Below are 5186 nucleotides of genomic sequence, written 5' to 3'. Positions count from 1 at the left end.
CGCTACCGACGTCACCATATGGACTGCTCAGGCATCTCGAGCACACGCAGCCCTCAGCCGAGACTCCTCACCCGACTTCTGAAACAGGCCCTAGTCGGACTCACTCCAGAGGTACCAGGGGCCGCGCCAGTGTTCGTAGAGGTCCTCGCCCTCGGGCTCAGGCGGCTCGCCCTCAGGGCTCCAGGCGAATCCGGCGGTACCGAGAAACCCGGTGCCCTCGATGGCGAAACGCACTCCGCCAGGGATCCTCTCGGCCCATTCGACCGGGAACAGCCCTATCCATTCGCCGCTGGCGGGCAGCGGTGTGCTGTGTGAGATGGCTTGGGCATGGCCGTCGAGGGCGGGGCGTGACAGGGCGAAGCGCGCCTCCAGGGGCGCACCCACATATAGCAGGCAGCAAACCAGCAAAACGATCAGAGGTGGCAGTGACCACACCGGCCATTCGCGACGCAACCGCGCTAAAGGTTTATGCCTGAACAGCATGCGGCCCAACGTGAGCAGCCACATGAGACCGATGAAGACCCAGACGTTGGCGATCAACGCCAGCCATATCAGATACCACCCTGGAACGCTCGTCGCCCATACGGTCGCCAGAGCCGCGACGACCGTCGGCACGATCGCCACCGCCCGCCCAGGCCGCCAGGTGTCGGGGACGGTCTCCACCGTGTCCATGCCACGAGCATAGAGATCCACCGGCAGCGGCGAGTATTAGGGGTCCCGGTAGCAATGAAGAAATTCCAACGAATTACCGTCTGACCTGCGATAACGAAGGTCCTGTGGACGAGATCTCGCGATCTTGGAGAATCCAGCGGACTCGAACAGGGCACGGGTGCCGACGAACGCCATCGTGGCATCGACCTCGATGCCGCGATTGTCCACCGGATAGTTCTCGACGGTCAGCACGCCGTACTCGTGGGCGAATCGGACGCTGCCGTCGATGAGGGCTCTGGCGACTCTGCGCCCGCCGAAAGCTTCGTCCATGCGGTTCGAGCGGCATGTGAGTATTCGTGGAGGACGCCGCCGAGCTGGTCTTGGCGGCGTACGTTCCAGAGCAGACGGACGGCAACGCTCAAGATCTGCAACTCAGCCGAGAGCCGCAGGTCAGCGCATTGATCGAACATTCGAGCCCGGCAGGGGGTCGCGTCGCTGACGACCGTGATCTTGCCGGCTCACCCGGTCTTCCCCTGCTCGCTTTCCGCGACCGTCACCCGCGTCGCCTGCTCCGCGAGCCCGGCCAGGCGCCGCTCCGCCCCCTCGACCACCTCGAGGTCCGCCTTGATGTGCGCGACCGCCGCGTCCACCAGCAGCGCGACCAGGGGATCCGACTCGCTCTCCCGCCGCAGCCTGGTCAGCCCCGCCAGGTCCGACAGGTACGCCTGCCGCTGCGCTCCCGTGAACGTCCTCAGTGCCTCCGGCCCGAGCCTGGTGGCGGCCAGCAGCTTGAGGAACAGCTCGTCCCTGAACCCGCCCGCCCGCGCATGAGGGGCCGTGGCCCACCCGGTGAGCTCCGCCGCGCCCTCACTGGTGAGCTGGTACAGCGTCTTGTCGGGCCGGTCGCTCTGCGCGACGTGGCTGCGGACCACGTGCCCGTCCCTGACCAGGCGGTCGAGGATCTGGTACAGGTGCCCGATGTTGAGCCCGCCCCACTGCGGGCCGATGGCCGCCTCGAAGCGGTTCTTGAGCTCGTACCCGTGGCTGGGGCCGTCGGTGAGCAGGGCGAGGACGGCATGACTGAGCGGCATTTCCGCATCATCCCCTAGATTGCTGCAATGTACGAGTCGCAATCCACTCCTACATTGTGACAATCTATGGTCGCATGGGAATAGCAATTACCCTTCGGGGGGTCAGCCGTGCCTACGGTCCCGCCAAGGCGCTGGACGACGTGAGCCTCGAGTTCGCGGCGGGCGGCGCGTCGGCGCTGATGGGACACTCGGGGGCGGGCAAGTCCACCTTGTTGCAGCTCATCGGGGGTATGGACGTGCCCGACGCCGGTGAGATCAGCGTGGACGGGCAGCCTCTGCCGCGGCGGGGGCTGGACGCGCATCGGCGGCGGGTCGGGTTCGTGTTCCAGCGGTTCCACCTGCTGCCCGCACTCAGCGCGCTGGATAACGTGCTGGCGCCGGTGCTGCCGTACCGGGTGGATTTCGACAGGAAGGCCCGGGCCCGTGAGCTGCTCGACGCGGTGGGGCTGGCGAAGAAGGAGCGGGCGCTGCCGTCGGAGATGTCCGGCGGCCAGCAGCAGCGGGTGGCAATCGCCCGCGCGCTGATCACCAGACCGCCACTGCTGCTGGGCGACGAGCCCACCGGCAACCTCGACAGCGCCACCGGCCAGGAGATCGTGGAGCTGCTGATGGGCCTGCGAGAGCAGTACGGCATGACCATGCTCATCGCAACCCACAACCCCGAACTGGCCGCGACCTGTGATCGCCTGGTCAGGATGGCCGACGGCCGGGTGATCGCCGACGACGTCGTCACGCCCACCCCCGACATGCTCGACCGCATCGGCAGGCTCGGATGATCCGGCTCGCCGCCGCCCAGCTCAGGCACCGGGCCGGGCGCGCGCTGGTGCTGCTGCTCGGCATCCTCGTGGCCGCCACCGGGTTCAGTGTGCTGACCGGCACCGCCGAGACCCAGCGGCTGGAGATCGTGGGCTCGGTCAAGAAAAACTACCGCGCCCAGTACGACATCCTGGTCCGCCCCAAAGGCTCGGCCACGGCGATCGAGCGTGAGACCGGCATGGTCAGGGCCAACTACCTCTCCGGTATCCACGGCGGGGTCACCCTCGACCAGCTCGACCGGATCAAGAAGCTCGACGGCATCGAGGTCGCCGCCCCGATCGGCATGGTCGGCTACTTCACCGGCGGCGGCACCGTCCAGGTGCCGGTCACCAACGTGCTCGACGAGGGCGAGCGCACGATGCTGCGCGTGGAGCGCACCCGCGTGGCCGACCGGGAGCTCACCGAGATCCCGAGCTCGCCGCACTACCAGTACATCACTCGCCGCCCTCTTACCTTCACCATGGACGAGGGCGACCGGCTCGACCTGACCACCGAGAACGTAGGCGGGGGCCGCGAGGTCAAGCTGGGCACCGCGCTGACCTGGCCGGCCGACCGCAAGAACGACCCCTTCGACCAGGGCCCCACGGCCGACGCCTGGTCCACTCGCAACGGCAAGGGCGACGGGGCGCCCATGCAGTGGGGCAAGGGAGGCCCCAAGCAGGGGCAGGGCATGATCGATGTCACCCAGGACTTCCCGCTCCTGCTCGCCGCGGTCGACCCCAAGGCCGAGGCGGCGCTGGCCGGGCTGGACAAGGCAGTCGTGGAGGGTGCCTATCTCGGAAGCGGGGCGAAGCTCACCAAGTGGGACGTCCCGCTGCTCGCCACCACCCGGCCCATGCTGGACCAGAGTGAGGAGTTCGTCATCAGGCGGCTGCCCGCCGAGGCGGTGAAGATGGTCGCGGCCGGTGAGCCCGCCGCGAAAGTACGCGCGTACCTGGACACGCACCAGGGCAGCGTGGTGCAGAAGGGCAGTCTGAGGTCCGAGGAGTTCTACGAGGACCTCCTCGACACCTGGACGAGCCAGGGCAAAGAGCTCGACCAGACGGTCTACGCGCCGCTGACCCGCTACTGGACGGCCGGGCCGGTGAACTACCGGCGCGACGCGAGCGGCACGCTGTCGCCGGAACCCGTGCGTAACGACGCCAAGATCTGGGACGACCCGGACTGGGTGAGCGGCGCGCCCATCGGCTCGGCCGACACCCAGTTCAGGAAGCTGACCCTGCGGCCCCTGGCCACCGGCCTGAACGGCGAGGACGGGCTCGGCGGGCCTCTCCTGTTCAAGCTCATGGGGCGCTTCGACGCCACCAAACTGCCAGGGTTCGCGGAACTGTCCAAGGTGCCGATGGAGACCTACCACCCGCCCACCGTCACCGGCGCCGACGCCGAAACCCGGGACCTGATCGGCGGCCGAGATCTGCTGCCCACCGACAACGTGGCCGGCTACCTGCAGGCGCCGCCACTTCTGCTCACCGACCTCGGCGGGCTGGCCAAGATCGCCGATCGGGACCGGAAGGGCCCACTCGCCAAGGCGCCGCTCAGCGTGGTCAGGGTCAGGGTAGCTGGCGTGACCGGGCCCGACCCGGTCAGCAGGGAGCGCATCGCCGAGGTGGCCCGCCAGATCGTGGCCGCCACCGGCCTGGAGGTGGACATCACGATGGGCGCCTCCCCATCGCCGGTCACCGTCGCGCTGCCCAAGGGGGCATTCGGCCGGCCAGCCCTGACCCTGCAGGAGGGCTGGGTCAACAAGGGTGTCGCCTACCGGATCCTGGACGAGGCCGACCGCAAGTCCGTCGTGCTGTTCGTACTGATCCTGGCCGTTTGCGGGCTGTTCGTACTGAACGCCGCCTCCGCCGTGGTCCGCACCCGGCGGGCCGAACTCGGCGTGCTGTCCTGCCTGGGCTGGTCGCGGCGCAAGCTGTTCGGCGTGGTGTTGTGGGAGGTGGGAGCGGTCGGGCTGGCTGCCGGGTTGCTGTCGGCCGGACTCGCGGTGCCGCTGTCATCCTGGTTCGGTCTGCAGGTCTCGGTGCCCCGCGCGCTGCTCGCGGTGCCCGCCGCCGTGTTACTGGCGCTGGCAGCAGGGGCGGTGCCCGCTTGGCGGGCCTCAACCGTGCCCCCGATCGCCGTCGTACGGGCCGGGGCGCGGGCCACCCGCCGCGCCCGCTCCCCGCGCGGGGTCACCGGGCTGGCGCTGGCGGGACTGGCCAGAGTACCGGGCCGCACTCTGCTCGGGGCCGCCACGCTCATGCTGTGCGTGTTCTCGCTCAGCGTGCTGCTTGCGGTCACTTACGGCTTCCGCGGACGCGTCGTCGGCTCCCTGCTCGGGGACGCCATCGTGGTACAGGCCAGGCCGGCCGACTACGCGGCCATCGCCGTCATGTTCGCACTCGGCGCGCTGGCCGTGGCCGACGTCCTCTATCTCGGCGTACGCGAGCGTGACGCCGAGTTGGCCGCCCTGCGCGCCACCGGCTGGCCCGGCCGTACCGTCGCCCGCCTGGTGCTCTCGGAAGGTGCGGCCATCGGCCTGCTCGGTGGGTTGGCCGGCGCGGCAGCTGGGCTCGCAGCGGCCGCGGCGCTGGCCGGCAAGCTGCCCCGCGTCGCAGTCGAGGGATCGCTGGCCGCGGCCGGAGC

Annotated in this window: 5 protein-coding genes; 2 read left to right on the top strand and 3 right to left on the bottom strand. The window is 69.4% G+C overall.

Going from position 1 to position 5186, the window contains the following annotated elements:
- Positions 1 to 90 precede the first annotated feature (90 nt).
- From AB0J09_RS55645 to AB0J09_RS55635, 3 genes are all read right to left on the bottom strand, one after another.
- Positions 91 to 672, bottom strand: coding sequence for a hypothetical protein (locus AB0J09_RS55645; RefSeq protein WP_360710516.1), 582 nt, complete (start codon positions 670 to 672; stop codon positions 91 to 93).
- Between the two features lie 36 nt (positions 673 to 708).
- Positions 709 to 981, bottom strand: a complete 273-nt coding sequence (locus AB0J09_RS55640) for a hypothetical protein (RefSeq protein WP_360710514.1) — start codon at positions 979 to 981, stop codon at positions 709 to 711.
- Positions 982 to 1169: 188 nt separating this feature from the next.
- Complete coding sequence (locus AB0J09_RS55635) at positions 1170 to 1742, bottom strand: PadR family transcriptional regulator (protein WP_360710512.1); 573 nt, start codon at positions 1740 to 1742, stop codon at positions 1170 to 1172.
- 74 nt (positions 1743 to 1816) lie between these two features.
- Between AB0J09_RS55635 and AB0J09_RS55630 the strand changes: the two genes are divergently transcribed.
- The gene (locus tag AB0J09_RS55630; protein WP_360710511.1) at positions 1817 to 2518 is read left to right on the top strand and encodes an ABC transporter ATP-binding protein; all 702 of its coding nucleotides are present in this window, start codon (positions 1817 to 1819) and stop codon (positions 2516 to 2518) included.
- On the top strand, positions 2515 to 5186 hold a 2672-nt coding region (locus tag AB0J09_RS55625), incomplete at its 3' end, for an FtsX-like permease family protein (protein WP_360710509.1). The genes AB0J09_RS55630 and AB0J09_RS55625, both read left to right, overlap by 4 nt.

It is taken from the genome of Nonomuraea sp. NPDC049784, from assembly GCF_040659615.1.
In the GTDB taxonomy this organism is placed as follows: domain Bacteria; phylum Actinomycetota; class Actinomycetes; order Streptosporangiales; family Streptosporangiaceae; genus Nonomuraea.
The sequence above is the reverse complement of the archived record's forward strand: the minus strand, read 5'-3'. Positions and strand labels throughout refer to the sequence as shown.

Excerpts from the sequence above, each read along its gene's own strand:
- AB0J09_RS55645 (WP_360710516.1), bottom strand. The coding sequence starts at position 672 with ATGGACACGGTGGAGACCGTCCCCGACACCTGGCGGCCTGGGCGGGCG.
- AB0J09_RS55640 (WP_360710514.1), bottom strand. The coding sequence starts at position 981 with ATGGACGAAGCTTTCGGCGGGCGCAGAGTCGCCAGAGCCCTCATCGAC.
- AB0J09_RS55635 (WP_360710512.1), bottom strand. The coding sequence starts at position 1,742 with ATGCCGCTCAGTCATGCCGTCCTCGCCCTGCTCACCGACGGCCCCAGC.
- AB0J09_RS55630 (WP_360710511.1), top strand. The coding sequence starts at position 1,817 with ATGGGAATAGCAATTACCCTTCGGGGGGTCAGCCGTGCCTACGGTCCC.